This window comes from Methylobacterium sp. Leaf89 (assembly GCF_001422215.1).
Classification (GTDB): Bacteria; Pseudomonadota; Alphaproteobacteria; order Rhizobiales; family Beijerinckiaceae; genus Methylobacterium.
On record NZ_LMML01000029.1, the window covers coordinates 539886 to 564986 of the forward strand.

The following is a 25101-nucleotide window of genomic DNA, read 5'->3' on the forward strand; positions in this document are numbered from 1 at the left end:
CGCCCGTCGCGCCGGGCGCTACACCGGATCGCTGACGCTGTCACGGCGCCCGGCGCGCGGACGGGGCATGCCGTCGTCCCGGCAGGCCGTGGTGCCCGCCGGCGCGTGGGCCCGGAAGAACGCCGCCAGGTGCGCGAGGCCGTCGGCCCGCGGATCGCTGGTGCGCCAGGCCAGGGCGACGGTGCGCCCCGGCCCGTCCACGTCGAAGCTGCGCGTCACCGTGAGGCCGCTGGGATCGGGACCGGAAGGCACCGCCAGGGCCGGGAGCAGGGTGTAGCCGGCGCCCGCCGCCACCATCGAGCGCAGGGTCTCCAGGCTGGTGGCGTGGCGCCCGGCGGCCGAGCCGGCGCCGCAGGCGGCCACGGTCTGGTCGCGCAGGCAATTGCCCTCGTCGAGGAGGAGCAGGTCGGGGCCGGCGATGTCGGTGGCCCGCAGCGCCCCGCCCCGGGCGAGGGGGTGCTCGGCCGGGCAGGCGAGCTGGAACGGCTCGACGAAGAGCGGCGACACGGTCAGCCCCGAGGCCGGGACCGGCAGCGAGACCAGGGCCGCGTCGATCCGGCCGTTGCGCAGGCCCTCGAGGATCTCGGCCGTGCGCGCCTCGCTCAGCGCCAGGGCGAGGAGCGGGAAGTCCTGGCGCAGGGTGCGCAGGATCAGGGGGAACAGGTAGGGCCCAAGGGTCTGGATCGCCGCCAGGACGAGGCGGCCGGTGAGCGGCGCGCCGCGCCCCTCGCTCGCCAGCACGAGGAGGCGCTGGGCCTCCGCCATGACGATGCGGGCCTGCCGCACGATGGTCTGCCCGGCCGGCGTCAGCATCACCCGGCGGTTGCCGCGCTCGAACAGGGCGAGGCCGAGGAGGTCCTCCAGCTTGCGGACCTGGACGCTGAGGGTCGGCTGGCTGACGTTGCAGCGCTCGGCAGCCCGGCCGAAATGCATCTCCTCCGCCACGGCGACGACGTATTCGAGATCCCGCAGGGACAGGCCGGACATATTCATAGGCTGTGACTATCATCGCGTTCGCCACGATGCATTAGCCAAATCGCTCGCGGCGGGCCATAACGCTGTCTCAGAACCATTCCAGGTTTTCAGCCAAGGTCTGGATGCGGCCACCGCCGCGTCGATCTGTTCCGAACGAGAGAGCACCGCATGAGCGATCAGCGCCCGATTCTCACCACCCGCCAAGGCCACCCGGTTCGCGACAACCAGAGCACCCGGACGGTGGGCGAGCGCGGCCCGGCGACCCTCGAGAACTACCAGTTCATCGAGAAGATCACCCATTTCGACCGAGAGCGGATTCCGGAGCGCGTGGTCCACGCCCGCGGCGCCGGCGCCCACGGCTACTTCGAGGCGTATGGCAAGATCGGCAACGAGCCCGCCTCCAAGTACACCCGCGCCCGCGTCCTGAACGAGACCGGCGTGAAGACCCCGATGTTCGTTCGCTTCTCCACCGTCGCCGGCGCCAAGGAGTCGCCCGAGACCGAGCGCGACCCGCGCGGCTTCGCGGTGAAGTTCAAGACCGTCGACGGCAATTGGGACCTGGTGGGCAACAACCTCAAGGTCTTCTTCATCCGCGACGCGATCAAGTTCCCCGACATGATCCACGCGTTCAAGCCGGACCCGGTGACCAACCGCCAGGAGGCGTGGCGCTTCTTCGACTTCGTGGCGCAGCACCCCGAAGCCATCCACATGGTGACGCACCTGAAGTCGCCCTGGGGCATCCCCGCCAACTATCGCGAGATGGAGGGCTCGGGCGTCAACACCTACAAGCTGGTCAACGACCAGGGCGAAGCGGTGCTGTGCAAGTTCCACTGGGAGCCCAAGCAGGGCATCCGCAACCTAACCTCGGCCCAGGCGTCCGAGATCCAGGCCAAGGATGTCGGCCACGCCACCCGTGACCTCTACGACAACATCAAGGCCGGCAACTTCCCCGAGTGGGAGTTCTGCGTGCAGATCATGCCCGACGGCCCGAACGACCACCTGTCGTTCGATCCCCTCGACGACACCAAGCTCTGGCCGGTGGAGGACTTCCCCCTGTTGCCGGTGGGCCGCATGGTGCTGGATCGCGTGCCGGACAACTTCTTCGCGGAAGTCGAGCAATCGGCCTTCGGCACGGGCGTCCTCGTGGACGGCATCGACTTCTCGGACGACAAGATGCTCCAGGGGCGCACGCTGTCCTACTCGGACACGCAGCGCTACCGCGTCGGCGCCAACTACCTGCAGCTGCCGATCAACGCCCCGCAGCCGGGCGTGAAAGTCTATTCGAACCAGCGCGACGGCCAGATGACCTACGGCGTCGACGGCACGGGTCCGAACCGCCACATCAACTACGAGCCTTCGACCCTGGCCGAGGGTTTGCGGGAGGCTCCCAAGCCCGCCAAGGACTACCACCAGCCGGTACAGGGCAACCTCGGCCGCTACCAGACCTCGCGCACCGAGGACGACTACACCCAGGCCGGCGTGCGCTACCGCTCATTCCAGGATTGGGAGCGCGACGACCTGATCGCCAACCTCGTCGGCGACATGAAGCAGTGCCCGGAGCCGATCCAGCTGCGGATGGTCTGGCATTTCCTCCATGCCGATGAGGATTACGGCCGCCGCGTCGCCGAGGGTGCAGGCATCGACCTGGAGAAGGCCCGTGCTCTGCCGCCGCTGCCAGGCCGCGCGGCTCCGGGCCAGCGCCTCCAGGCCGAGACCTATACCGACGGCAGCCAGGCCCACAGCATCGCCGCCGAGTAAACCGACCGTTCCAGAACGAAGGCCGATCGAGTCCCGCAGGGTCAAGCGACCCTGCGGGATTTTTTCGTTGGTCGGTCCCCGGTGCACGGCAGGTCGAGGGTGGATCGGAAGGAGCCCTCAACGGAGGGGTCGACGCGACGACATCCATCGGGACGCGAGGCGAATACATCGCGCGACGGTCGCGAACCTCGGGATTCGTCTTCTGGGAACGCCGAGCACTGACGCTTGTCGGGCAGTCTATTCGGCAGCTGTTATTGTGATGAGCGAAGGTGTTTCCAGAACTGAGCACGATATGTTTACAGATCGGGTCGCTAAATGCCAGGCATGAGGAAGTTTCAGGCTATTGCGGCGCGGGACTAGAGATCGGCATTGATCGCGAACCAGAAAAACTCCGTCGAAACGATCATCGAGCGCGATCGGGCGCGCGCGGTTCTGCGGGGCATGCCTGCGACGTTGATCGCGAACGTTCTGGTCTCGGTGTCCCTCGGCGGAATGATGTGGGACCTCGTGCCGCGTGGGCTCATCCTCGCCTTCGTCGGCCTCAACGGTCTGCTCAATCTCGCCCGCGCTCTGATCGCCGCCCGATGGCTCAAGCGGGACCACGCCACCCGGCACCCGGGCCGGATCCTGGCCTTTGCGTGGATCGGGGCCCTGTTCTCGGGCCTGTGCTGGGCCGTGGCCCTGATCGGCCTCGCCTGGAACGGACAGACCCAGTCCGTCGCGATCGCCCTGGCCTTCTGGAGCCTGAACGTCGGGGTCATCCAGAGCAAGGTGTCCCGCGCGCCCGCCATCGCCTTCATGCTTCCGAGCCTCACGATCCTGACAGTCCTGTTCCTCGTCGAGGACGCGCCGAGCTCGCCGTTCATCGCCGCGAACCTGATCGTCCTCGCGGTGCTGATGATCCGCAACGCGACCGATCAGGAGATGCATTACCTGCGGTCGAGCCGCCTGAAGCTGGAAGCCACGGAGCTGGCCGCATCGCTGAAGGCCGCCAACATCGCCGCGGAACAGGCCCTACGCCGGGTGGAATACGCGGCGACCCACGATCACCTGACCGGCCTGCTCAACCGGGCCGCCTACCAGACAGCCTTCGAGGCGTGGTTGAGGGACGGGGCGGCGCATGGGAGGGGATTTTCGGTTCTGCTGATCGATCTCGACCGCTTCAAGGTCATCAACGACACCTTCGGGCATGCCGTGGGCGACGAGGTCCTGGTGGAGGCGGGCGCACGCCTGAGGCGGATTCTCGGAGAGGATGCCGTGGTGGCCCGCCTCGGCGGCGACGAGTTCGCAGCCCTGATTTCCAACCGGTCCGGCAAGGAGGACGGGCCGAGGCTGGCGGGGGAGATCGTGGCGCAGCTCGCCGTCCTCGTCACGGGATCCGGCCGCACCCTGCAGGCCGGGGCCAGCGTCGGCATCGCCCGGTATCCGGGTGACGCCCACACCCTTACCGACCTGCAGTGCCAGGCCGATCTTGCCCTCTATGCCGCCAAGACGGCGGGACGCGGCACTTGGCGCCCCTTCCACGCGAGCATGGGCGCGCAGCTGAAGGCCCGCCACGTCATCGAGCGGGATCTCCCCGAGGCGCTGGAGAGCGGCGCGGTCCAGGCCTGGTTCCAGCCGCAGCTCGACTGCGAAACCGGGCTCGTCATGGGCGTCGAGGCGCTCCTGCGCTGGAAGCATCCGGCGCTGGGCTGGATCTCTCCCCCGGACGCGATCGCCGCCGCCGCCGCCACCCGTCGATCGCAGGCCCTGACCCGGACCATCCTGCGGCAGGCCTGCCGCATGGCGCAGGTTCTCGACGCGAACGGGCACGAGTCCGTCGTGGTCTCGGTCAACGTCTCGCCCAACGAGTTCGGGGCCTATCCGATCGCCGACATGGTGGCGGCCGAACTGACCGGGCACGGCCTGTCCGCCGCCCGGATCGCCCTCGAGATCACCGAGGAGGCGGTCTACTCGAACGAGCGCGGCGGCAAGGACGTCGACGCCCTGATCGACATGGGGGTGGGCATCATCGTGGACGATTTCGGGGTGGCCTACTCGTCGGTCGGGTCGCTGCGCGACCTGCGCTTCGACGGCCTGAAGGTCGACCGGAGCTTTATCCAGGGGATCGTCGACAGTCCCCGGGACCGCGTGCTCCTGGAGGCCATCCTGGCCTTCGCCCGCACCCTCGGGGTGACGGTCCTGGCGGAGGGGGTGGAGACGAACGCGCAGTTCCAGCTGCTGCGCCAGCTCGGATGCCCGGCCGTACAGGGCTACCACTTCGCCCGGGCCATGCCGTCGACGCAGACCCTGGCCTGGATCACCGAGAACGATCTCACCGCGCGCATCGCCCGGCAGGGCTGGGCGGCCAGCGGTTGGACGATCGCGGCGCACCCCGCGGTCGCGCAGGCCTGATCGCCGAAACCGAAAAAAGGCCCGCTCGATCGCTCGAGCGGGCCTGATGGCGGGGGGCGGGGGCGCAATGCGCCGCCCGGGTCTCACCCCAAATCTTACTCGGCGGCGGTCTTCGCGGCGCTCTTGGCGGCCTTCTCGGCCTTGCGGGCGTCCTTGTTCGCCTTCGAGGCATCGGCCTTGGCGGCCTTCTCGGCGGGGCGGTCGGCGCGCTCGACGATGCGGGCGGACTTCCCGCGACGGTCGCGCAGGTAGTACAGCTTGGCGCGACGCACCTTACCGCGACGGACGACGGCAATCGAATCGATCAGCGGCGAGTAGAGCGGAAACACGCGCTCGACGCCCTCGCCGTAGGAGATCTTGCGGACGGTGAAGCTCTCGTTGAGGCCGCCGCCGGAGCGGCCGATGCACACGCCCTCGTAGGCCTGCACGCGGGTGCGCTCGCCTTCCTTCACCTTGACGTTCACGGTGACCGTGTCGCCGGGCTGGAAATCGGGGATGGTCTTGCCGAGCGAAGCGATCTGCTCCTGCTCCAGCTGCTGGATGATGTTCATGGTCAAGTTCCTGCCGGTGCGCGCCCGAGGCCCCCGGATGGGACCGCGTACGTCAGGATTTCGGCATCCTGTTTTGAGTTGAGGCGGGCCTTACACGAGGTGCGCCCCCTTGTCCAATGGCCGGTGGACGCCCCACCGCGCGGGCGGCGTGGCGCGGACGCGGTTGAGAAAATCCCGCGCGCGGTCCACATGGAGAGAGCGGCGGGGACGTCCGCCGCCATTCCCGGCCGGCCTTGAACCGGCGCAGCGGACGAGGATCCTGTCCACCATGTTCATCCAGACCGAAGCCACCCCGAACCCCGCCACCCTGAAGTTCCTGCCCGGCCGGGTCGTCTTGCCCGAGGGCACCTTCGAGGCGCGCGATTCCGAGGCCGCCGCCCGCTCGCCCCTCGCGAGCCGGCTCTTCGACGTGCCCGGCGTCTCGGGCGTCTATCTCGGTCACGACTTCATCTCGGTCACCAAGGCCGAGGACGACAACCTCTGGCCGCAGGTGAAGCCGGCGGTTCTCGGCGCCATCATGGAGCACTTCCAGTCCGGCGCCCCGCCCCTGGCCGAGGGCCACGTCGCCGGCAGCGACGACGCCGAGGAGTTCTTCGACCCGGCCGACCTTGAGACCGTCGAGACGATCAAGGACCTGCTCGAGACCCGCGTGCGCCCCGCCGTGGCCAGCGATGGCGGCGACATCACCTTCCGGGGCTACAAGGAAGGCGTGGTCTACCTGGAGATGAAGGGCGCCTGCTCGGGCTGCCCGTCTTCCACCGCGACCCTGCGCAACGGCGTGCAGAACCTGTTCCGCCACTTCCTGCCGGAGATCCGCGAAGTCCAGGCGATCTGAGGCCCGACATTCCGGCGGGCCGACGCAAAGCCGCAACAGGTTCGCCCGAATTTCTCCACGATGGCCGCTCCGCCCTGACGGAGCGGCCGTTTTTGTCTTAAAGTCGTGGCCCCGGACGCCTTCGCGCGGTCCGGGGGTGTGGCACGATCGGGAGTGAGTTTGCGTATCCTCGCCATCGACACGGCGCTCGACGCCTGTTCCGTCTGCATCGCCTCGGATTCGACCGACGATCTCCTCGCGCACGAGTCGATGGTCCTCGGCCGCGGCCATGCGGAGGCGCTGCTGCCGATGATCGAGCGGGTCGTCGCCCGGGCCGAGGGCGGCTTCGAGGCCCTGGACCGCGTCGCCGTGACGGTCGGGCCGGGCAGCTACACGGGCCTGCGGGTGGGGCTCTCGGCCGCCCGGGCCGTGGGGCTGGCCACCGGCATCCCCGTGGTCGGCGTCACGACGCTGTCGGCCCTGCTGGCGCCCCTGCTCGCCCAGAACGGCGAGGGCCTGATCGTGGCCGCGATCGATGCCCGGCACGGATCGGTCTACCTTCAGGCGATGAGCATGACGGACGGGATCGTCGTGCCGCCGAGCCACCTCCCGGTGACCGAGGCGGCGGCGATGCTCGACGGCGTCGTCACCCTCGTCGGCTCCGGCGCGCCCCTGGTCGCCCAGGCGGCGAAGGCCCGGGGCCTCGACGTGGCGGTCGCCGGCACCGGCGCGGCCGAGATCGCCTGGGTCTCCTCGCTCGGCATGCTGGCGGACCCCGCCCAGGCGCTGGCGCGTCCCCTCTACCTCCGCGGTCCCGACGCCCAGCCGCAAGACCACGCGAGGCTCGCCCGCCGATGACCCGTTCGCTGACGCCGTTCTGGCCCTTCGAGATCTGGTCCGCCTGGTGGGAAGCCTGGGGCACGGCGCCCTACGTCACGCTGCTGCGGGATTCCGGCCAGGCGCGGGCCCTGGCGCGCATCCACGCCACCGCCTTCGCGCGGTCCTGGGACGCGCACGAGTTCGAGCGCATGCTGTGCGAGCGCTCGACCGAGGCGCATGCCCTGTGGAAGAACGGCGCGATCCAGGGCTTCGTCCTGTCGCGCCGGGCGGCCGACGAGGCCGAGATCCTCACCGTCGTGCTGGCGCCCGCCGCCCGCGGCGGCGGCCTCTCGCACAAGCTCGTCGCCGCCCATCTCGAGCACCTCGTCCAGTCCGGCGTCCGGACGGTCCACCTCGAGGTCGACGAGGGCAACGCGCCGGCCCTGAAGCTCTACGCGCGCCACGGCTTCCGGCAGGTGGGCGAGCGGACGGGGTACTACACCCGGGCCGACGGAACCCGCGCGACGGCCCTGACCATGACGGCGGTGCTGGCGTGACGCCACCCGGCGCGTGCTAGCCAGCCGATGTCCCGCCTCGGCGCGTATTGCCGCCTGGCGCTCTGCGCCGTGGTCTTCCTCGCAATCGTGGGGCCTCACCTCCTCAGCCTGCGCTTCGGACGCGGCCGGATCGCGGCCTGGATGCCGGTGCTGTTCCACCAGGTGTTCGTCACCCTGTTCGGCCTGCGGGTGACCCAGAGCGGCTCGCCGCCGGCGGCGGATGAACCGGCGCTCGTGCTGGCGAACCACGTCTCCTGGCTCGACATCATCGTCCTGGGCTCCCTGCGGCCGCTGTCCTTCGTGGCGAAGTCCGAGATCGCCGGCTGGCCCGTCATCGGCACCCTGGCGCGGCTGCAGCGCACGGTGTTCATCGACCGGGCGCGCCGGGCCGACACCGCCGCCGTCAACGCCACGGTGGCGCAGCGCCTCGGCCGCGGCGACCTCATCGTGCTCTTCGCGGAGGGCACCACCGGGGACGGCACCCGGCTGCTGCCGTTCCGCTCCTCGCTGGTCGGCGCCGCCCGCGCGGCGGTCGCCGGGGAGGGGCCAGCCCGCATCCGGCTCCAGCCGCTCGCCATCACCTATCCCCGCCGTAACGGCCTGCCGCTCGTCCGCCATCAGCGCCCGGAGGTGGCCTGGTACGGGGACATGGAGCTGGCGCCCCATCTCGCCGCCTTCTTCGACGGCGGCCCCATCGACGTCCACGTGGTCTGGGGCGCGCCGATCACCGTCGAGGCCGGCACGGATCGCAAGCGCGCCACCGCCCTGGCGGAGGCCTCGGTGCGCGCCGCACTCCAGCGCGGCGTCACCGGCCGGCCACCCCTGGGGCCGGTCTGGTCGGGTCCGCGGATACGCCCCGGCATCAAGGATGGCGCATCGCCGGGGCGAGGGATCGCGACGCCGCAGACGAACCGTGCTATGCGCGGCGCGGAAGTGCTGTCACCGGAATCGGACCGTTGAAGAAAGCCTACGTCAAATCCTACGGCTGCCAGATGAACGCCTACGACGCCGCCCGGATGGTGGACGTGCTGGGTGCCGAGGGCTATGCGGCGACCGACGCGGTGGAGGAGGCGGACGTCGTCATCCTGAACACCTGCCACATCCGCGAAAAGGCCGCTGACAAGGTCTATTCCGAGCTCGGCCGGCTGCGGGTGCTCAAGGGTGAGCGGGCCGAGGCCGGGCACGAGACCCGGATCGTCGTCGCCGGCTGCATCGCCCAGGCGGAAGGGGCCGAGATCCTGGCCCGCGCCCCCACCGTCGACGTGGTGGTCGGCCCGCAGAACTATCACCGCCTGCCGGACCTGCTGGCGCGCTCGGCCACGAAGCGCGTGGTCGACACCGAGTTTCCGGTCGAGGACAAGTTCGACCACCTGCCGGCCCGCCGCACCCACGGGGTCACGGCCTTCCTCACCGTGCAGGAGGGCTGCGACAAGTTCTGCGCCTTCTGCGTCGTGCCCTATACCCGCGGCGCCGAGGTCTCGCGCTCCGTGGACGCGATCCTGGCCGAGGCCGAGAAGCTGGTGCGCGGCGGCGTCCGCGAGATCACCCTCATCGGTCAGAACGTGAACGCCTATCATGGCCTGGGCCAGGACGGCGGGAGCGCGACCCTGCCGGCGCTGATGCGCGCCCTGGAGCGCCTCCCGGGCCTCCTGCGCCTGCGCTACACCACCAGCCATCCCAACGACATGGACGACGACCTCATCGCCGCCCACGGCACCCTGCCGGCCCTGATGCCCTACCTGCACCTGCCGGTGCAGTCGGGCTCCGACCGGGTGCTCAAGGCGATGAATCGCAAGCATACCGGCGACGCCTATCGCCGAATCATCGAGCGCGTGCGCGCGGCCCGGCCCGACATCGCCCTGTCCTCCGACTTCATCGTCGGCTTCCCCGGTGAGACGGACGCCGAATTCGAGGACACGATGCGGCTGGTGCGCGAGATCGGCTTCGCCAGCGCCTTCTCCTTCAAGTACAGCCCGCGCCCCGGTACCCCGGCGGCCGACAGCGCCGATGCCGTGCCGGAAGCCGTGAAGTCCGAGCGCCTCGCCGCGCTCCAGGCCCTCCTCGACGCGCAGCGCCACGCCTTCAATGCGGCCGCGGTGGGGCACGTGGTCGAGGTGCTGGTGGAGAAGGCCGGACGCCATCCCGGCCAGGTCGCCGGCAAGACGCCTCATCTCTTGCCGGTCCAGTTCGACGCGCCGGCCTCCACCATCGGCACCGTCGTTCCGGTGCGGGTGATCCGCGCCGGCTCGAACAGCCTGTTCGGCGAGGCCCTCGGCGGCACGGCGGCGGCCGCTTGAGGGCGCGTTCCGGCCCCGTCGGTCGATACGCCGCGCCGATCCGCCCCTGTCCGGCGCGCCCCGGGCGACCATCTCGGAATCGTCTGCGATGCGATGCGGCCTCGGACGGTCGGCGCGGACTCCCTGTAATGAATGAAGGACGACGGCGTGCCGGGATCTGAAGGGTCGAGTGGACGCGGTGGCGCATTGCGCGGGCGCGGCCCGGCGGCGCGGATCGAGGGCCTGGTCGAGACCGAGGAGGTCTCCCTGACCTTCGACGACAATCGACTCGCGAGCCTGGTCTTCGGCCAGTACGACCAGAACGTCGCGCATATCGAACGGCGCCTAGCCGTGACCGCCACCGCGCTCGGCAACCACCTCGTGGTCAAGGGCGGCGTCGAGGCGGCCGAGAAGGCCCGCAAGGTGTTCGAGCGGCTTTATGCCCGGGTGAAGGCGAGCGGCCTGCCCCTAACCCTCGGCGACGTGGACGGGGCGATCCACGAGACGACGCAGCAGGGCAACCTGTTCCCGGCGGCGGAGGTCAGCGCCGAGCCCGACCGGGCCGTGTTCGACCAGCTCGCCACCCGCAAGCGCGGCGCGGTGCGTGCCCGCAACGCGGCGCAGGACGCCTACATCAAGGCCCTGCGCAGCCACGAGCTCGTCTTCGCCGAAGGGCCGGCCGGCACCGGCAAGACCTGGCTCGCCGTTGGCTACGCCGTGTCGCTGCTGGAACAGGGGCACGTGGAGCGCCTGATCCTGTCGCGCCCCGCCGTGGAGGCCGGCGAGCGTCTCGGCTTTCTCCCCGGCGACATGCGCGAGAAGGTCGACCCCTACCTGCGGCCGATCTACGACGCCCTTTACGACTTCATGGAGGCCCGCCACGTCGACCGCGGCCTGCAGACCGGCGTCATCGAGATCGCGCCCCTCGCCTTCATGCGCGGCCGCACCCTGACCAAAGCCGTGGTGCTCCTCGACGAGGCGCAGAACACCACGTCCATGCAGATGAAGATGTTCCTCACCCGCCTCGGTGAGAATTCCCGCATGATCATCACCGGCGATCCGAGCCAGATCGACCTGCCGCCGGGCCAGAAATCCGGCCTCGTCGAGGCGGTGCGCGTCCTCGACGGCGTCGAGGGCATCGGCCGCATCACCTTCCGGGACGTCGACGTGGTGCGCCACGACCTCGTGCGCCGCATCGTCACCGCCTACGAGGCCGCGGCCCACGGGGAGGGCGACGCCGACCGCCAGACGGTCTCGCGCCGGAGGCCGCTGTCGTGAGCGCCGGCCCCGCCGGCGAGGCGGAGATCGACGTCGCGATCGAGGACCCGCGCTGGGAGAGCGTCGCGCCCGACCTCGAAGCCTTCGTGATTCGGGCCGTCGAGGCCGGCCTCGCCGTGGCCCCCGCGCCGCCCGAGGGGCCGGTCGAGATCAGCATCCTGCTGGCCACCGACGCGGTGGTTCAGGACCTGAATCGAACCTGGCGCGGCAAGGACAAGCCCACCAACGTGCTGTCCTTCCCGGCGCCGGCGCAACCCGCCCATGCGGGCATGCCGGTGCCCCTGGGCGACGTGGTTCTTGCGTATGACACGATGCTGCGCGAAAGTGCGGAGCAGTCGAAGCCGCTCAGCGATCATCTGGCCCATCTCCTCGTCCATGGCACCCTTCACCTCCTTGGTCAGGACCACGAGACCGGCGAGGCGGATGCCGACGCGATGGAAGCCCTTGAGGTCGCGGCCCTCCGTACCCTCGGCGTGCCCGATCCCTATGCGCCCGACCCCTCTTCGACAGAACCGCCTGCCGAGCGAGCGGCCCCGTGAGCGGCGATCCCGCCTGACACTCCAGATCAGAGAGACATGACAAACGATCGAAGTCGCGGCGCGGCCCAGGCCGCGCCCAGTTCCGGCGACGGTGAGAGCCAGGCCCGCGAGCCCTGGTACGACCGCCTCCTGCACGTCTTCCACCTTCGTCCACGCGATTCGCTGCGCGACGACATCGAGGACGCGCTGGCCGAGCCCGACACCGGCGAGAACGCGTTCTCGCCCCTCGAACGCGCCATGCTCAAGAACGTCCTCGGCCTGCACAAGGTGCGGGTCGACGACGTGATGATCCCCCGGGCCGACATCGTCGCGGTGTCGATGGAGACCAGCCTCGGCGATCTCCTGAAGCTGTTCCGCACGGCCGGGCATTCGCGCCTGCCGGTCTACGGCGAGACCCTCGACGACCCCCGCGGCATGGTCCACATCCGCGACTTCGTCGACCACATCGCGGCCCGGGCCGAGGCCGGCAGCCGTCGCACGCCGCCCGCGGCCCCGGCGACGGAGGGCGAGGCCGCCCCCGTGCTGCCGCCCCGGGCGCGACGGGGCGCGCGGGCCCTGCGCACCCTCAACCTCGCCAATGTCGACCTCTCGGCCACCCTGGCCGCCACCCGCATCCAGCGCCCCGTGCTGTTCGTGCCGCCCTCGATGCCGGCCATCGACCTTCTGGTGCGGATGCAGGCGACCCGCACCCACATGGCCCTCGTCATCGACGAGTACGGCGGCACCGACGGCCTGATCTCGATCGAGGATCTGATCGAGGTGGTGGTGGGCGACATCGAGGACGAGCACGACGTCGCCGAGGGACACCTCGTCCAGCGCGTCGACGGGGAGGGCGACGTCTTCGTGGCCGATGCCCGGGCCGGCCTCGCCGAGGTCTCGGCCGCGAGCGGTGTCGACCTCGTAGCGGCCGTCGGGGAGATGGCCGAGGAGATCGACACCATCGGCGGTCTGATCGTGACCCTCGCCGGGCGGGTGCCCTCCCGGGGCGAGCTCATCAGCGGGCCGGGCGATCTCGAATTCGAGGTGCTCGACGCCGATCCGCGCCGGGTGAAGCGCCTGCGCCTGCAGCGCGGCGACGCCCGCATCACCGCGGTGGTGCCCCTGGCGCTGCCCGCCCCGAAGCCCGCGCCCGAATCGCCGGCCGCGTGACGGAGTCGGCATGACCTCGATCCTCGCGGACCGCGCCGGGCGCGGTCCGGCGACGGGACCGCTCGCCGCCTTGGCCCAGTGGGTCATGCTGACCGCCGGCTGGCGCCGCCTCGCCGTTGCGATGGCCTCCGGCGCGCTGGGCGCCCTCGCCATGCCGCCCTTCGGGCTGTTCCCCGCCCTCGTGGTCTCCCTGAGCGTCGCCGTCTGGCTCGTCGACGGAGCTGCCACGGGGCGCCGGGCCACCCGCGGCGCGGTTCTCGCGAGCGCGGTGATCGGCTGGGCCTGGGGCTTCGGCTACCTCACCGCCGGCCTGTGGTGGCTCGGCTCCGCTTTCCTGGTGGAGGCCGAGGAATTCCTCTGGGCCCTGCCCCTCGGCGTCGTCGGCCTGCCGGCGGTGCTCGCCCTGTTCTACGCCTTCGGCTTCGCGCTGGCCCGCCTGCTCTGGTCGCGGGGGGCGCTGCGCCTCGTCAGCCTCGCGCTCGGCCTCTCCGCCTGCGAGTGGCTGCGCGGGCATCTCTTCACCGGCTTCCCCTGGAACACCCTGGGCATGGCGCTCGGCCAGAACCTCTGGCTGATGCAGGGCGCGGCCGTGGTCGGCCTCTACGGCCTGACCGTCCTGGCGATCCTCGTCGCGGCCGCGCCCGCGACCCTGGCGGTCGCCGAGACGTGGCGCGGCCGCTTCGTTCCCCTCGGCCTCGCCGCTCTCGCCCTCGCGGGGCTCGCGGGCTTCGGCGCCCGACGGGTGCCGGCCATCGCGGATCCGGTGGTCCAGGGCGTGCGCCTGCGCCTCGTCCAGCCGAACCTGAACCAGGACGCCAAGTTCCGGCCCGAGAACCGCCAGGACATCCTCGACCGCTACCTCGAACTCAGTGACCGCGCCGCCGCGCCCGACCGCACCGGCATCGCCGACGTCACCCACGTGATCTGGCCGGAATCCGCCTTCCCGTTCCTGATCCAGCGCGACCCCGAGGCCCTGGCCCGGATCGCCGCCGCGTTCCCGCCGGGCAAGCAGCTCATCACCGGCGCGGCCCGGGCCGAGGTGCCGGTGGGCGACGAGCGGCCGCGCTTCTTCAACAGCATCCTGACGCTCTCCGCCGGACCGAAATTCGGCGACATCTACGACAAGGTTCATCTGGTCCCCTTCGGCGAGTACCTGCCGGGCCCCCTCGACGCGACCCTGCGCGCCCTGCACATCCGGCAGTTCGTCTCGATTCCGGGCGGCTTCACGGCGGGCGACCGGGCGACCCAGCGGATCATGACCGTGCCGGGCCTGCCGCCGGTGGCGGCGACGATCTGCTACGAGGCGATCTTTCCGGGGGCGATCGTGCCCGGCGCGACGCCGAACGGTCCGCCGCCGGTGCCGGGGCTGATCCTCAACCTCACCAACGACGCCTGGTTCGGCGACACGCCGGGGCCGCGCCAGCACCTCGCCCAGGCGCGCCTGCGCGCCGTGGAGGAAGGGCTCCCCCTGGTCCGCGACGCCAATACCGGCATCTCGGCCGTGATCGACGCCCATGGCCGGATCACCGCCAGCCTGCCGCTGGCCGTCGAGGGCGTCCTCGACGCCGATCTTCCGGCGCGCCTGCCGGGCCGGACCCTCTATGCCCGCCTCGGCGACCTGCCCTTCGGTCTGGTCTGGGTCGGATGCTTCCTGACCCTCATGGCGGCACGGCGGCGAAGCGCGTGAAGACCACCCTGCGGATCACGGCCCGCCCGATCCTGCTCGGTCTCGGTATCATGTTGGTCGCCTTCAACATGCGTCCGGCCCTGACGACCGTCGGCCCGCTCCTCGAGCGCATCCGGGCCGAAACGGCCCTGAGTGCGGCCGGGGCGGCGCTGCTCACCACGCTCCCGGTGCTCTGCATCGGCCTCGCCTGCACCCTCGGCCCCTGGGTGATGCGGCGCCTCGGCTCCGATCGCGGCGTGCTCCTCGCCGTGGCGGTGGTCGCCCTCGGCTCCGGCCTGCGCGGCCTCGGGGGGCTGGGACCGCTCTTCGTTGGCGCCTGCCTCGCCGCCCTTGGGATCGGTCTCTCGGGCGTGCTGCTGCCGGGCCTGGTCAAGCGCGACTTCCCGGGCCTGACGGGCGTCGTCACCGGCCTCTACACCATGGTGCTCTGCCTCGGCGCCGCGGCGGGCGCGGGCCTGTCGGTGCCCCTCGCCGACGGGCTCGGCAGCTGGCCCGCCGCGCTCGCCCTCTGGGCCGTGCCTGCCCTGGCGGCCACCCTCGCCTGGGCCCCCTTCGCCCGGGCACCCGAGACCGCCCCCGGCGCGGCGCGGCGGATCTCCCTATGGCGCGATCGCCTCGCGTGGCAGGTCACCGGCTTCATGGGCCTGCAATCGTCGCTGGCCTACATCATGTTCGGCTGGCTGCCCCTGGTGCTGCACGATCGGGGGCTCAGCGCGGTGGAAGCGGGCTTCGTGTCCTCGCTGATGAGCATCGGGCAGGCGCCGGCCGCGCTCCTGGTGCCGTCCTTCGCGGCCCGGGTCCGCGATCAGCGGGGCTTCGCGGCGGGCCTGCTTGCCCTCTGCGTGCTGGCCCTCGTCGCCCTGGTCTACGGCCCGCTCGCCTGGGCCCTGCCGATCGGGATGCTGCTCGGAGCCGGCCTCGGCGGCCTGTTCGGCCTCGGCCTCACCATCATCGTCCTGCGCGCCCGCGACCCGTCCACGGCCGGCAGCCTCGCGGCGATGTCCCAGAGCGTCGGCTATACGGTGGCGTCCCTCGGGCCCTTGAGCTTCGGGCTGGCGCACGATCTGACGGGCACCTGGGCCGCCTCGACGGCCCTGTTCTGCACCATCGCGGCCGGCGCCTTCCTGTGCAGCCTGGGCGCGGGGCGCGACCGCTACGTGGGCAAGGCCTGACGGGCGGAAGGCCGACCGCCGTCGCCCCGCGGCGCCGGGAGCGATCACGCTCCCGTCCGGGCGCGCCCGGAGCGCGGCGCCCTCTACGTCATGCAGGAGGGCGACGCATGAGCGTGGTTCGTCAAAACACCTTTTCAGACGTATCGCCGCGCGGAGTCGCGCCCGCGATGCCGGCCTTTGCGTCGGCCTGCTCGGCGGCGCGCTTGTCGAGGGCGCGCTCCACCACCTTGGCGATGCCCACCATGATGGTGTCGAGGACGTAGTCCTTCGGGGTGTAGACCGCCGTGACGCCCATGTTCTTGAGCACCAGTTCGTCGTCGGGCGAGATGATGCCGCCGACCACGAGCGGGATATGGTCGAGGCCGGCCTCGCGCATCTTGGCCCGGACGTCCCGCACCAGCGGCACGTGGCTGCCCGAGAGGATGGACAGGCCGACCACGTGGGCGCCGGTCGACTTGGCCTTGGCGACGATTTCGGCCGGGGTCTGGCGGATGCCGTCGTAGGTCACGTCGAAGCCGACGTCGCGGGCGCGCAACGCGATCTGCTCGGCGCCGTTGGAATGGCCGTCGAGGCCGGGCTTGCCGACCACCAGCTTCGGGGTCTCGCCGAGACGCTCGCCGAGATCGGCGATCAGGAGCTTGGCGTCCTGGGCCGCCCCCGAGGAGATGGTCTCCAGGGTGACGCCGGTGGGGGCGCGGTACTCGCCGAAGACCTGGCGCAGGCGCCCGCCCCACTCGCCGGTGGTGACGCCGGCCTTCGCCGCCGCGATCGAGACCGGCATGATGTTGGCGCCCGAGCGCGCCGCAGCCTCGAGCGCGTCGAGGGCGGTCTCCACCGCCTTGCCGTCGCGCTTGGACCGCCACTCGCGGATGCGCTGCTCGGCCTCCATCTCCACCGTCTCGGAGACGGTGAAGATCGCGCCCTCGCCGGCGGTGAGGGGCGAGGGTTCGCCGGCCTGGAACTTGTTCACGCCGACCACGACCTGATCGCCGGCCTCGATGGCCGAGATGCGCCGGGCGTTGGATTCCACCAGGGCGCGCTTGAGGGCGCCGGTCTCAACCGCCGCCACGGCGCCACCGATGCCGCCGATCTCTTCGAGAGCCTGACGGGTCTCGGCCTTCAGGGCCTCGACCTTGGCGTCGATGACCTTCGAGCCGTCGAAGATGTCGTCGTATTCCAGGAGGTCGGTCTCGAAGGCGAGGATCTGCTGCATGCGCATCGACCATTGCTGGTCCCAGGGGCGCGGCAGGCCGAGGGCCTCGTTCCAGGCCGGCAGCTGCACGGCGCGGGCGCGCGCCCGCTTCGACAGGGTCACGGCGAGCATCTCGATGAGGATGCGGTGGACGTTGTTCTCGGGCTGCTGCTCGGTCAGTCCGAGCGAGTTCACCTGAACGCCGTAGCGGAAGATCCGCTTCTTCGGATCGGTGATGCCGTAGCGCTCCTGGGCGATCTCATCCCAAAGCTCGGAGAACGCCCGCATCTTGCAGATCTCGGTGACGAACCGCATGCCCGCGTTCACGAAGAACGAGATCCGGCTGAACACGTCGGCGAAGCTGGCCTCGTCGAAATCGGGGTCGTCGCGCACGGTGTCGAGCACCGCGATGGCGATGGCGAGCGCGTAGGACAGCTCCTGCACCGGCGTCGCCCCGGCCTCCTGCAGGTGGTAGGAGCAGACGTTCATCGGGTTCCACTTCGGCACTTCCTTGGTCGTGAACAGGATCACGTCCTTGGTCAGCCGGAGGGACGGCGCGGGCGGGAACACGTAGGTGCCCCGCGAGAGGTATTCCTTGATGATGTCGTTCTGGGTGGTGCCCTGAAGCCCTGCGAACGGCGCGCCCTGCTCCTCGGCCACCGCGAGATAGAGCGACAGCAGCCACGGCGCCGTGGCGTTGATCGTCATCGAGGTGTTCATCTGCTGCAGCGGAATCTGGTCGAACAGGGTCCGCATGTCGCCGAGATGCGCGATCGACACGCCGACCTTGCCGACTTCCCCCCGGGCGAGCTCGTGGTCGGGGTCGTAGCCGGTCTGGGTCGGCAGATCGAAGGCCACCGAGAGGCCGGTCTGTCCCTTGGCCAGGTTGCCGCGATAGAGCGCGTTCGACTCCTTGGCATTGGAATGACCCGCATAGGTGCGGATGATCCACGGCTTGTCGCGCTTGGTCTCGGCGACCGCTGCCTGTCCGCTCATCCCGGAACACTCCCTCAAGACTGAATTTGATGTGATCTCAAATTGCATTTGACTGCTGTCGATCACTTGCGGCGCACCCTAGCGAAGCGCGTTCGCCACGTCATCAGCACCAAAGACCATCCGCGGCAGCCAAGGTCCGCGCGGTCTCGTCGACGCCCTCGAACTCACGGAAACGTGCCGCCCATTGGGGGGACCGTGCGGTCCGACCCTGGTGCCGCAGCCCGGCCTTCCGGGGACGGTCCCAGCGACCTGTGGACAACTTCCGCAAAGCTGGGTGGGGTAGCGCCATCGCACATCCGCGAATTGGACATTGGTACAAGCCGGCGTCGGGCCGTATCGCGGCGCTGCCGCGGGCGGCAGATCGTCGGGAGGTGGGCTACGGGCAGATAAGCCTGTGTACGAAGGGCGCTAAAGGCCCGGCGCACCACGAGAATATTGAATACAGGATGCCGTCGGCTCAAGAAGTGGTCTCTTCTTGTGGGCGTGAAGGTTTCTTGGCCTCAGCCGAAAAGATTCTTGGCGGTTCGGGCTCTTGGACGGCTCTCGGTTCGCCGATATAGCGAGCAGCACAAGAAGTGACGGGGAGAGCCAAGATGGCCGCGAGCGCTGCGTCGAGCACGACGGAACTGAAGGACCTGTACGAGATGGGCGAAGTGCCGCCCCTCGGGCACGTGCCGGCGAAGATGTACGCCTGGGCGATCCGGCGCGAGCGGCACGGGCCGCCCGAGCAGTCGCACCAGCTCGAGGTTCTGCCCGTATGGGAAATCGGCGACGACGAGGTGCTGGTCTACGTCATGGCCGCCGGCGTGAACTACAACGGCGTCTGGGCGGGCCTCGGCGAGCCGATCTCGCCCTTCGACGTGCACAAGGGCGAGTACCACATCGCCGGCTCGGACGCCTCCGGCATCGTCTGGAAGGTCGGCGCCAAGGTGAAGCGCTGGAAGGTCGGCGACGAGGTCATCGTCCACTGCAACCGCGACGACGGCGACGACGAGGAGTGCAACGGCGGCGACCCGATGTTCTCCCCATCCCAGCGCATCTGGGGTTACGAGACCGGCGACGGCTCCTTCGCCCAGTTCTGCCGGGTGCAGTCGCGCCAGCTCATGGTGCGCCCCAAGCACCTGACCTGGGAGGAGGCGGCCTGCTACACGCTGACCCTCGCCACCGCCTACCGGATGCTGTTCGGTCACGCCCCGCACACCGTGCGCCCGGGACAGAACGTCCTGGTCTGGGGCGCCTCGGGCGGTCTCGGCGTGTTCGCCGTGCAGCTCTGCGCCGCCTCGGGCGCCAACGCCATCGCGGTGATCTCCGACGATTCCAAGCGCGACTACGTCATGAGCCTGGGCGCCAAGGGCGTGATCAACCGCAAGGAATTCGACTGCTGGGGCCAGCTGCCGAAGGTGAACTCGCCTGAGTACAACACCTGGCTCAAGGAAGCCCGCAAGTTCGGCAAGGCGATCTGGGACATCACCGGCAAGGGCAACGACGTCGACATCGTGTTCGAGCATCCGGGCGAGTCGACCTTCCCGGTCTCGACCCTGGTGGCCAAGCGCGGCGGCATGATCGTGTTCTGTGCCGGCACCACGGGCTTCAACATCACCTTCGACGCCCGCTACGTCTGGATGCGCCAGAAGCGCATCCAGGGCTCGCACTTCGCCCACCTGAAGCAGGCCTCGGCCGCGAACCAGTTCGTCCTCGACCAGCGCATCGACCCGTGCATGAGCGAGGTCTTCCCCTGGGAGAAGATCCCCCAGGCCCACACCAAGATGTGGAAGAACCAGCACGCCCCGGGCAACATGGCCTGCCTCGTCAACGCGCCCCGCGCCGGCCTGCGCACGGTCGAGGACGTGATCGAGGCCGGAAAGCGCTAGGCGGCGGAAGCCGTCACGGCCCGCCCGTTTCGGCGGGCGGGTTCGGAGCGACCCTCACCTGCCCTTCTCGGAGGGCAGGTGTTTTGCGTATTCCTCACGCTCTTCCTTCTGCTTGATCAGGTCCGCGTAGGCTTGGCGCATCTCGGGCGACACTGTCACCGAACGCGCTTTCTCCTTCTTGCGCTTGGGCGCTTTCTTGAACTGGTTGGTGGTCTCGGTCATCGCCGCCCCTCGTGTCGTGCCGAACAGGGAGCATACGCGCGATGCGCGACGATCGCGAGACGCGCGGACCCCGTCTTTCAGGGGCGCCCCCTGGCTGTTAGATATCGCCCAAGCGCGACGCCCCGACCGTTCCTGGGAGAGGCCGCCGCGCATCGCGAGACCACGGCTACCGGCATCATGGAAAAATTCACCACCCTGGAGGGCGTCGCGGCGCCCATGCGGATCATCAACGTCGACACCGACCGGATCATTCCGAAGCAGTATCTCAAGACCATCAAGCGCACCGGCCTCGGCAAGGGCCTGTTCTCGGAAATGCGCTACCACGACGACGGCTCCGAGAACCCGGATTTCGTCCTGAACAAGCCGGCCTACCGCAACGCCAGGATCCTCGTGGTCGGCGACAATTTCGGCTGCGGCTCGTCGCGCGAGCACGCGCCCTGGGCCCTGACCGATTTCGGCATCCGCTGCGTCATCTCCACGAGCTTCGCCGACATCTTCTTCAACAACTGCGCCAAGAACGGCATCCTGGCGATCACGGTCTCGCCGGAAGACCTGGAGAAGCTGTTCGAGGATGCGGAGCGTGGCTCCAACGCGACCCTGTCGGTGGATCTCGAGGCCCAGACCATCAAGGGGCCCGACGGCGGCACCCTGCACTTCGACATCGATCCCGGCCGCAAGGAGAGCCTCCTGAACGGCCTCGACGAGATCGGCCTGACCCTGAAGCGGGCGCCCGCCATCGACGCCTACGAAGAGAAGCTCGCCGCGCGCGGCTTCGCCTGAATTCGGGCGAACCCGGCCCTCCGCTCGATCGCAGCGCGGTCGGGCTCGGGGTGGCCGGGTCCGGAGGGCGACCGCCCCGGAGCATTCCGCTGCGGCCTCAACCGTTCGTTAACCCTGGTATCGCCTGAATCGGTGATCACAGTTTCGACGAACGCATTGGCGGAGAACACGATGGCATTCGGCCGATCGGGTAAGACGGCGACCCTCTCCTGCGGAGCGGCCGCGGCCCTCCTGGCGATCTGCGCCCCGGCCCGGGCCGACTTCCAGGATTGCCTCGGCAGCCTGCAGGCGCAGGCCGCCGCGCAGGGCATCTCGGCCCAGACCTTCCGGGCGGCGACGGCCGGGATCACCTACGACGAGAAGGTGCTGGAACTCTCTCAGGCTCAGCCCGAGTTCAAGACGCCGATCTGGGACTACATGGCCGCCCTCGTGGACGAGGAGCGCGTCGACGACGGCAAGGCCGCCATGCGCCAGCACGCGCAGGCCCTGGCCAATGCGGAGGCTCGCTACGGCGTCGACCGGCACACCATCGCGGCGGTCTGGGGCGTCGAGTCGAACTTCGGGAAGAACCTCGGCAAGATGCCGCTGGTGCAGTCCTTCGCCACCCTGATCTGCGCCAATCATCGCCGGAAGGAGTTCTTCAAGGGCGAGCTGATGGCGACCCTGAAGATCATCGAGCGCGGCGATATCGATCCCTCCCGGTTGAACGGCTCCTGGGCCGGCGCCTTCGGGCAGACCCAGTTCATGCCCACAACCTATCAGCGCCTCGCCGTCGACGGGGACGGCGACGGGCGCCGCGACCTCGTCGATTCGGTGCCGGACGCGGTCGCCTCCACGGCGAACTTCCTGCGCGTGGCCAAGTGGAACAACGGCCAGCCCTGGGGCTACGAGGTGAAGGTGCCGCGCGGCTTCAATGCCGGCGCGGCGGGGCGCAAGAACAAGAAGGCGATCGCCCACTGGGCCTCCCTCGGCGTCACCCGAATCGACGGCCGTCCGCTCTCGGGCGAGGGGCCTGCCGGAATCCTGCTTCCGGCCGGCATCGACGGACCGGCCTTCCTGGTGACGAAGAACTTCGACGCGCTCTATTCCTACAACGCCGCCGAATCCTACGGTCTCGCCATCGCGGTGCTGTCCGACCGCCTCCGCGGTCGCGGCGGCATCCAGGCCGACTGGCCCACCGACGATCCGCCGCTGTCGCGGGCCGAGCGCCGCGACCTGCAGGCCCGCCTGACCAAGCGCGGCTTCGACGTCGGCGAGCCGGACGGCAAGGTCGGGTCCAAGACCCGCGACGCCATCAAGGAGGTCGAGCGCAGCCTCGGCATGCCGCCCACCGGCCGGCCCGGGGCCAAGGTTCTGGAGGCGCTGCGACGCGGATGAGCACACGGCGCCTGATCGACTCCGGCTCGCCCTTCGAGTCGGCCTACGGCTATTCCCGCGCCGTGGTGCAAGGCGGCTTCGTCTTCGTGGCCGGCACCACCGGCTACGACTATGCCACGATGACGATGCCGGTCTCGGCGGCCGACCAGGCCGAGGCCTGCTGGCGCACCATCGGCGACGTCCTGGGGCAGGCCGGGGCCGGGCTCGCGGACATCGTGCGGGCAACCTACTACGTGACGGATCGAACGGAGGCCGAGGCGGTACTCGGGATCTGCGGCCGGATCCTGACTGTAATCCGGCCCGCCGCCACGATCGTGATCGTCGCCGGCCTTTTGCGTCCCGAGATGAAGGTCGAGATCGAGGTCACGGCGCTGCTGCCGTAGGAGGGGTTCGTCCCATGGGTGGGCCGCTGATCGCACTCACCGGCGCTACGGGCTTCATCGGGCGGCACCTGCTGCGAAGCCTGTCGCAGCGCGGCTTTCGGGTGCGCGTCCTGCTCCGTCGGCCGGTCGAGGTCGCGGAGGGCGCGAGCAGCGCCGTCGTCGGCGACCTGACCCGGCCGATGAACATGGCCGCGGCCCTCGCAGGGGTCGACGCGGTGGTGCATTCCGCCGGATTGTCGCTGACCATGTCGGGCACGCCCGAGGACGATTTCCGGTCGTCCAATACCGAAGCGACCCTGCGGCTCGCCGAGGCCGCGGTTCGCGCCCGGGTCCAACGCTTCGTCTTCCTGTCCTCGATCCGGGCGCAGACCGGGATCTCGGCGGCCGGGATCGTGACGGAGTCCGATCTCGCCGCCCCGACCGACGCCTACGGGCGCTCGAAGCTCGCGGCCGAGGCGGCCCTGGCCGAGACGGGGCTCGACTGGGTCGCCCTGCGCCCCGTGCTGGTCTATGGCGCCGGCGTGAAGGGCAACGTCGCGACCCTTCTGCAACTGGCGCGCTCCGCCATGCCGCTGCCCCTCGCCAGCCTCAGGGGCCGCCGCTCCCTGGTCTCGGTGGAATCGCTGGCGCAGGCGGTTGCCGTGGCGCTCGAAGCGCCCGGTCCCTTGCGTCGCCCGCTCATCGTGGCCGAGCCCGACCCGCTGACGCCGGGCGAGATGGTCACGGCGTTGCGGGCCGGCTTCGGACGAAGCGCCGGCCTTCTGCCGACGCCGTCCGTGTTGCTGGGGCTCGCCTGTCGGATGGCCGGACAGGAGGCGGCCTATGCCCGCCTCTCGACCAGCCTCGTCGCGCGCGCGGATGGATTGGCATCGCTGGGATGGAGGCCGGAGGGCACGGCGCGGGACGGTCTGGAACGCTTCGCCCGCAGCCAGGCATGACGAAGGCCCGGCATCGCCTGCCGGGCCTCGACCGATGCGAAGTTTTTCACGGTCTGCCGGCTCAGCGGCGGACGTCGAGCACGTCGCCGGACCGGCTGTCGAGAACGACGGAGATGTCGTCGCCCCGGCGGTCCGAACCGCGGACGATCAGGCGCGGGCCGCGGCGGTCGACGCCGTCGACATCCACCAGACCCTCGCGGCGGGCGATGCGGGCAGCCTCACCGCGCGTCAGCTCGCTGCGCGGCGGGCCGCGATCGTCGTAGCCGCGGCGGTAGCCCGGATCGACCTGGACGCCGCCGGGACCGATGGAGATGCCCTGGGCGAAAGCGGGAGCGGCAGACAGGCCGAGGCCCAGGGCCACGAGGCTGCCAACCAGGCGTGTCGAACGGATTCGCATGATGTCTTCCCCCCTCTGACAGGCGCGCCGCCTCGACCCATCGCCGTCGCTGCGCATCCTTCAGTTTGGGGCCTCAATCGACGCAGGTCTGAATTTGTTCCTGAGCAGCGTCAGCGTACCGCGCGAATCGCTGCGGCCACGGCGTCGTCGGTCTGGTCGATGTCCGGCGCGTCGATGTGGCGGAAGCGCGCCTGGATGAGGCCGAAAGCGCCGAAGGCGAAGTGGCCCGCGGCCACGATGGCGAGCAGCACCCAGCCATAGGGTTGCGCGCGCAAAGCCGCGAAGGCGCCGGCCAGACCCTTGACCTCCGAAGAAGCCTGATACCAGGCCGCCGCGATGAAGAACCCGCCGATGATCAGGAAGGCGACGCCCCGGGCAGCGTACCCGAACTGGCCCACGGGCTTGGCCCAGCGGCAATGGTCGGCATCGAGCTTCAGGCGATCGGTGACGTCGCCCTTGAACGCCTTGACCAGGAAGGCGACACCGCCCCCCATCACCCCGAGGCCGATCAGACCCACGAGCCACAGGCCGAAGGGCTTGGCCAGAAGCCAGGCCGTCCAATCCTGGGCGGCGTCGCCGCCCCCGCGCCCGAGGCCAAGGGCGAGGCTCGCGGCGGTGATGGCGAGGCCGGTATAGATCGCGGCGCTCAGGAGATGGGCGAGCCGGACGGTCAGGCCCTTCAGCGAGGTCCCGCGCCGGTCGGCATCGGTGAGGCCCTCGATGAAGCGCCAGACGGCGAATCCCAGCAGCCCGGCCGCGATCAAACCGACGAGCACCACGCCGAACGGTCCGGCGAGGACCCAGCGGAGCGCACTCTCGCTGTCGCCGGCACGGCCGCCCTGGCCGATGGCGGCCAGCACCGCCAGCCCCCCGACGATGCAGTAGACGATGCCGCGGGCGCCGTAGCCGAATCGAGCGACGCGCTCGATGGTGTTGTGTCCGAGGGTGAGCAAGGCATTTCCCGGGGTCGCGCGAC

The 25101-nt window shown here is 70.2% G+C and carries 23 protein-coding genes; 17 read left to right on the plus strand and 6 right to left on the minus strand.

What is annotated here, in order from left to right; all coding sequences use genetic code 11:
* Positions 1–18: 18 nt before the first annotated feature.
* Positions 19–993: a LysR substrate-binding domain-containing protein gene (locus tag ASF18_RS17905; RefSeq protein ID WP_056353622.1), complete on the minus strand. Its 975-nt coding sequence runs from the start codon at positions 991–993 to the stop codon at positions 19–21.
* Between the two features lie 150 nt (positions 994–1143).
* On the opposite strand from ASF18_RS17905, the gene ASF18_RS17910 reads away from it, so the two are divergent.
* Both ASF18_RS17910 and ASF18_RS17915 read left to right on the plus strand, forming a co-directional pair.
* Positions 1144–2733: a catalase gene (locus tag ASF18_RS17910; RefSeq protein ID WP_056272931.1), complete on the plus strand. Its 1590-nt coding sequence runs from the start codon at positions 1144–1146 to the stop codon at positions 2731–2733.
* Positions 2734–3174: 441 nt separating this feature from the next.
* Positions 3175–5127 (plus strand): EAL domain-containing protein, encoded by a 1953-nt coding sequence (locus ASF18_RS17915; RefSeq protein WP_156649923.1) that lies wholly within the window; start codon positions 3175–3177, stop codon positions 5125–5127.
* A 95-nt stretch (positions 5128–5222) separates the two neighbouring features.
* Here the strand turns inward: ASF18_RS17915 and rplS are convergent, their stop codons facing one another.
* Positions 5223–5678, minus strand: a complete 456-nt coding sequence (gene rplS / locus ASF18_RS17920) for a 50S ribosomal protein L19 (RefSeq protein WP_056210896.1) — start codon at positions 5676–5678, stop codon at positions 5223–5225.
* A 268-nt stretch (positions 5679–5946) separates the two neighbouring features.
* Here rplS and ASF18_RS17925 point away from each other — a divergent pair, with 268 nt between their 5' ends.
* From ASF18_RS17925 to ASF18_RS17970, 10 genes are all read left to right on the plus strand, one after another.
* Positions 5947–6513, plus strand: a complete 567-nt coding sequence (locus tag ASF18_RS17925) for a NifU family protein (protein WP_056353627.1) — start codon at positions 5947–5949, stop codon at positions 6511–6513.
* 159 nt (positions 6514–6672) lie between these two features.
* Positions 6673–7350 carry a tRNA (adenosine(37)-N6)-threonylcarbamoyltransferase complex dimerization subunit type 1 TsaB gene (gene tsaB / locus ASF18_RS17930; protein WP_056353629.1) on the plus strand — a complete coding sequence of 226 codons (678 nt, stop codon included), beginning with the start codon at positions 6673–6675 and terminating at the stop codon, positions 7348–7350.
* Positions 7347–7868 carry a GNAT family N-acetyltransferase gene (locus ASF18_RS17935; protein ID WP_056210902.1) on the plus strand — a complete coding sequence of 174 codons (522 nt, stop codon included), beginning with the start codon at positions 7347–7349 and terminating at the stop codon, positions 7866–7868. The genes tsaB and ASF18_RS17935 overlap by 4 nt, the downstream gene beginning before the upstream one ends.
* 27 nt (positions 7869–7895) lie before the next feature.
* Positions 7896–8828, plus strand: coding sequence for a lysophospholipid acyltransferase family protein (locus ASF18_RS17940; RefSeq protein ID WP_082487698.1), 933 nt, complete (start codon positions 7896–7898; stop codon positions 8826–8828).
* Positions 8825–10165 carry a tRNA (N6-isopentenyl adenosine(37)-C2)-methylthiotransferase MiaB gene (gene miaB, locus ASF18_RS17945; protein WP_056353632.1) on the plus strand — a complete coding sequence of 447 codons (1341 nt, stop codon included), beginning with the start codon at positions 8825–8827 and terminating at the stop codon, positions 10163–10165. The genes ASF18_RS17940 and miaB overlap by 4 nt, the downstream gene beginning before the upstream one ends.
* Positions 10166–10312: 147 nt before the next feature.
* The gene (locus ASF18_RS17950; protein ID WP_156649926.1) at positions 10313–11422 is read left to right on the plus strand and encodes a PhoH family protein; all 1110 of its coding nucleotides are present in this window, start codon (positions 10313–10315) and stop codon (positions 11420–11422) included.
* Entirely contained in the window at positions 11419–11961 is a 543-nt protein-coding gene (gene ybeY / locus ASF18_RS17955) for an rRNA maturation RNase YbeY (RefSeq protein ID WP_056353638.1), read from the plus strand. Before ASF18_RS17950 ends, ybeY begins: the two co-directional genes overlap by 4 nt.
* Positions 11962–11997: 36 nt before the next feature.
* Complete coding sequence (locus ASF18_RS17960) at positions 11998–13110, plus strand: hemolysin family protein (RefSeq protein WP_056353641.1); 1113 nt, start codon at positions 11998–12000, stop codon at positions 13108–13110.
* 10 nt (positions 13111–13120) lie between these two features.
* On the plus strand, positions 13121–14797 hold the full coding sequence (gene lnt / locus ASF18_RS17965) for an apolipoprotein N-acyltransferase (RefSeq protein ID WP_056353646.1): 1677 nt from the start codon (positions 13121–13123) through the stop codon (positions 14795–14797).
* Positions 14755–15969, plus strand: coding sequence for an MFS transporter (locus ASF18_RS17970; RefSeq protein ID WP_082487788.1), 1215 nt, complete (start codon positions 14755–14757; stop codon positions 15967–15969). The genes lnt and ASF18_RS17970 overlap by 43 nt, the downstream gene beginning before the upstream one ends.
* Before the next feature lie 121 nt (positions 15970–16090).
* Here the strand turns inward: ASF18_RS17970 and ASF18_RS17975 are convergent, their stop codons facing one another.
* The gene (locus ASF18_RS17975) at positions 16091–18157 is read right to left on the minus strand and encodes a protein meaA (protein ID WP_056353648.1); all 2067 of its coding nucleotides are present in this window, start codon (positions 18155–18157) and stop codon (positions 16091–16093) included.
* 593 nt (positions 18158–18750) lie between these two features.
* On the opposite strand from ASF18_RS17975, the gene ccrA reads away from it, so the two are divergent.
* Complete coding sequence (gene ccrA, locus ASF18_RS17980; protein WP_056210916.1) at positions 18751–20028, plus strand: crotonyl-CoA carboxylase/reductase; 1278 nt, start codon at positions 18751–18753, stop codon at positions 20026–20028.
* A 54-nt stretch (positions 20029–20082) separates the two neighbouring features.
* Here the strand turns inward: ccrA and ASF18_RS24330 are convergent, their stop codons facing one another.
* Complete coding sequence (locus tag ASF18_RS24330) at positions 20083–20250, minus strand: hypothetical protein (protein ID WP_200917632.1); 168 nt, start codon at positions 20248–20250, stop codon at positions 20083–20085.
* A 177-nt stretch (positions 20251–20427) separates the two neighbouring features.
* On the opposite strand from ASF18_RS24330, the gene leuD reads away from it, so the two are divergent.
* The 4 genes from leuD to ASF18_RS18000 all read left to right on the plus strand — a co-directional run bounded on the left by leuD (position 20428) and on the right by ASF18_RS18000 (position 23728).
* On the plus strand, positions 20428–21030 hold the full coding sequence (gene leuD, locus ASF18_RS17985; protein WP_056272904.1) for a 3-isopropylmalate dehydratase small subunit: 603 nt from the start codon (positions 20428–20430) through the stop codon (positions 21028–21030).
* Between the two features lie 171 nt (positions 21031–21201).
* Positions 21202–22407 (plus strand): lytic murein transglycosylase, encoded by a 1206-nt coding sequence (locus ASF18_RS17990; RefSeq protein ID WP_082487790.1) that lies wholly within the window; start codon positions 21202–21204, stop codon positions 22405–22407.
* Positions 22404–22790 carry a RidA family protein gene (locus ASF18_RS17995; protein ID WP_056353651.1) on the plus strand — a complete coding sequence of 129 codons (387 nt, stop codon included), beginning with the start codon at positions 22404–22406 and terminating at the stop codon, positions 22788–22790. Before ASF18_RS17990 ends, ASF18_RS17995 begins: the two co-directional genes overlap by 4 nt.
* 14 nt (positions 22791–22804) lie before the next feature.
* A complete protein-coding gene (locus ASF18_RS18000; protein ID WP_056353654.1) occupies positions 22805–23728 on the plus strand; it encodes an NAD-dependent epimerase/dehydratase family protein in 924 nt (307 codons plus the stop codon).
* A gap of 61 nt (positions 23729–23789) precedes the next feature.
* Here the strand turns inward: ASF18_RS18000 and ASF18_RS18005 are convergent, their stop codons facing one another.
* Together ASF18_RS18005 and ASF18_RS18010 are read right to left on the minus strand one after the other, a co-directional pair.
* Positions 23790–24125: a hypothetical protein gene (locus ASF18_RS18005; RefSeq protein ID WP_056353656.1), complete on the minus strand. Its 336-nt coding sequence runs from the start codon at positions 24123–24125 to the stop codon at positions 23790–23792.
* 110 nt (positions 24126–24235) lie between these two features.
* Positions 24236–25078, minus strand: a complete 843-nt coding sequence (locus ASF18_RS18010; RefSeq protein WP_056210927.1) for a DUF1206 domain-containing protein — start codon at positions 25076–25078, stop codon at positions 24236–24238.
* Positions 25079–25101: the final 23 nt, after the last annotated feature.